At 36.4% G+C, this 3,859-nt stretch carries 1 protein-coding gene and 1 pseudogene; both read right to left on the bottom strand.

Translation table 11 applies throughout. The annotated features are described in order from the left end of the window. Nucleotides 1–1,467: pseudogene (locus TR08_RS30405) on the bottom strand (Ig domain-containing protein); the annotation flags it as partial. A 310-nt stretch (nt 1,468–1,777) separates the two neighbouring features. Next, nucleotides 1,778–3,859: glucosaminidase domain-containing protein (locus TR08_RS30400; protein WP_193747790.1), on the bottom strand; the 2,082-nt coding region annotated here is incomplete at its 5' end.

Genomic DNA, 3,859 nt, shown 5'->3' with positions numbered 1-3,859 from the left:
TGTTGAATAAACTACAGATGGTTTCGTTGTAAGAAAGGGTGTATCTGTTGATCCAGGGGGTTGACTACCTTTTGAAACTAATCTAACCTCAATTGCTTCCAATTGTTTGGATAGGCCCTCTGTACCTGCTGATTCACTATTTTTTGCCCAACCTAGCCAACCAATTGTTGCGGAGTGAACTCGATAATATACATCATAATATTCTGCTATTTGACCAGTTAAGTTCAACTGAATCGCTTCAACTTGTTTATTTTCCCCTGTTGTTCCGCTCACTTCTCCATTAGAAACACTAGGTAACCAACCATCGTTTTGAACATGTGTCTTATATGAAATCCCTCCTGTTAAGGAAGTATTTCCTAATGCGATCTTTATGGCTTCTAAGCGTAGTCCTTGACCTTCGGTTCCGCTCATTTCCCCGTTTGTTACAGAATTTAACCAACCGTGATTCTCAACATATGTTGAATAAACTATAGATGGTTCCGTTGTAAGAAAGGGTGTATCTGTTGATCCAGGAGGTTGACTACCTTTTGAAACTAATCTAACTTCAATTGCCTCCAATTGTTTGGATAGGCCCTCTGTACCTGCTGATTCACCATTTTTTGCCCAACCTAGCCAACCAAAAGTTTCGGAGTGAACTCGATAATAAACATCGTACTGGTTAGCCATTTCTCCTGTTAATTTCATTTGAATAGCTTCGGCTTGTTTTATTTGCCCAGTTGTCCCACTAATTTGACCATCAGACACATTATCCATCCAACCTAATTCTTGGACATGTGTCTTGTATGAAATACCACCTGAAACTGGAGCATTTTTCAACCAAATCCGGACTGCCTCTACGTGTAATGCATTTCCAACCGTTCCACTTAATGCCCCATCAGATACTTCCTGTAACCAACCAATATTTTGGACGTGAGTCGTATAATAAATGGAGGGAGGTGGAGCGGACACTTGTGCAGATGTTGTCACCCGTGCAGATGTAGACTCTTGTAATATACTATTTTTTTCTAATGGTAAATTCGCTTGTTCTATACTAGTACTTAGAAGTTCCACATCTCCAGATTTAATAATACCTTCTCGATTTCCTACTGTAATAGAATAATATTCATTATCCATTTTCGTTATCGAGTAATGTACTTCTGGAGCAATTTTTAGGATAGGAGTTGTAAAAGTACTATCCGCATACACTTCTGTTGGATTGTGAGTAAAAAATTTCTCCGAGGTAACTCCTATTTCAGTTCCAACTACAGTAAATGTAATGTTTTCAGGAGCGACAATTTTTGTCGATTTCTCTTGAATATATGCCAAATCTCCATCCCACTGAAAGTAAACTTTTCCATCCTGTATAGTTTCGACACTTAATTGAGTAGCAGGATTAAACTCTCCAACTATTTTTTGATCTTTATCGAATATGTCCGCCCTTTCGATTGTTTCGACATATTCAGTATAAATGTCATCTGAAATATTCACCTGTGAGAATGCTAAATTAGGAGAATAAAAAGATGATATTATCAGACAAAAAAGAACAAAAATTATGAACTTTTTTATAAACACAATAATGTTTCCCTCCTTCTACATTATTATATATGTATTTTTAAGTAGTTGTCTAAAAAAAATGTTGAAAAATGTTTAACTTAAACTATCTTTAACAATTAATTACTTACATTAAACTTTCTTTTTGATTTCCAGTTTTTTGTGCATTTCTAGAAAGAACGAAAAATGCCCTCAAAAGTCTTTATTAATTACTTTTGAGGGCAGCCCTTTTTTATTATCTATTATCTTATTTATATACAGGTATTTCTAAGAAAACAGTATATGGTTGTATTTTATATACTTCATACATGGTGTTAACTTGTTTTGCTGCCCAGCCAATATCAGACGCATATTGATGTGCAGCAAATCGTTGAGTAGCCATTACTTCCGGGTTCCAACGCATTTCATAGATTGTATTTTGGACAACTTTATATTTGTTATTCCCATTCGTATAACCATCATCAATAAAGGCAGCTCCGCCAACAATTGCATCATATGGAGTGAACCAACCTTTTTCATAGGCTGTTTTAGCTCCACATTCAATTGGACATGAATCCAATGCGCCTACACCATACATGTTATAAACAATTTTACCATTATACAGTATCCCTTTTGCAAGTTCGGATTTCCCATGCCCTGTTTCTAATAATGTGTGTGCCATTAAATATACTTCATTTATTCCATATTTATTTCCGGCATCAATGAATGCCTGCCCTTGGCCTGCTAATATTCCTTTACCAACAAGGTATTGATTTAAAGCCTCTTTTGAGACACCACTAGTTTTTGTAAGGTCCATGAATTGAAATCTTTGAATCTCATCATTTACGAAATTAGTTGGGTCCAAATAAGATAGGACATCTGAGGATGTTGCATTACGCCAATCTCCCCAGTTTACTCGATACCAGCCACTATTATCTTCCTCTAAAATAGTTAAAAGAGTATCTTTTGTTACTTTACTGTAAATATGACTACCTTCGCTCTTTTCGGATCTAATATTAAGTGTATCAGCTGTTACTTGACCAAGTCTGGAAACAAAAGTACTATGCACGTATAAAACTTTTCCATTGTATTCAATTTTATACCATCTTGTACTACCTGAGAAAATATCCCCTATAACATTATTATCCAGGACTTTGAATTGTGTTCCGAATCCAACGTTTGAATCCACGTTAGTATTATTATCCAAGTCAGGAGAAGTTCTAAGATTTACACTACTCCCACTTATCGAAGCAGTATCCAACAACTTAATGTATTGACTGCTAACATAAGCTGGAGCATTTTTATATTTATCAGTCTGTGGAATAACCTTCATTTGCATATTTAAGGCATCATTTAACGTGATGTTATAGTAATTGGTTAAATCAGACTGAATAAATGGGTTTTTTGTAGAACCTGGTGCAGCTCCACCTTTTGCCACTAGAACAATCTCAATTGCTTCTAATCGCTTGGAAAGTCCTTTTGTACCAGCAGGTTCCCCGTTTTTAGCCCAATCCAGCCAACCGTAGGTTTCAGCATGAACACGATAATAAATATCGTAATGTTGTGCCATTTCACCTGTGAGATTGATTTTAATTGCCTCTAAACGTTTGCTTTGACCAGAAGTTCCAGATAATGCTCCATTTGATACTTCATTTAACCATCCATAGTCTTGCACATGGGTTGAGTACGTAACATCTCCAGGGTAAGCATTATTTAATGAAATCTTTATAGCTTCCATTCTTTTTGATTGTCCTTGTGTTCCTGACATTTTACCATCAGATACACTTGGTAACCAACCGTAATCTTGAACATGAGAAGAATAGACAACAGATGGATTAATAATGAATGGGTTATTTGTAGAACCTGGAGCAGCGCCACCTTTCGCCACTAGAACAATCTCTATGGCTTCTAATCGCTTGGCAAACCCTTGTGTACCAGCATAATCCCCATTTTTTGCCCAATCTAGCCAGCCATAGTTTTCTGCGTAGACACGATAATATACATCGTAGTGTTCAGCTATACTTCCAGTTAAGTTCATTTGTATAGCTTCCACCTGTTTATTTTTCCCTGTTGTCCCGCTAGTTTCTCCATTTGAAACATAATCTAACCATCCATAGTCTTGCACATGTGTCCGGTATGAGATGCTACCTGTAAATGGAGAATTTTTTAATGAAATTCGTATAGCTTCGAGGCGTAATGATTTACCTTCTGCTCCACTCATTTCCCCGTTTGTTACAGAATTTAACCAACCGTGATTCTCAACATATGTTGAATAAACTACAGATGGTTTCGTTGTAAGAAAGGGTGTATCTGTTGATCCAGGGGGTTGACTACCTTTTGAAACTAATCT

Source organism: Neobacillus niacini, from assembly GCF_000759675.1.
GTDB classification, from domain to species: Bacteria; Bacillota; Bacilli; order Bacillales; family Cytobacillaceae; genus Neobacillus; species Neobacillus niacini_A.
Note: the sequence above shows the minus strand (reverse complement) of the source record. Positions and strands in the feature narration are given on the sequence as shown.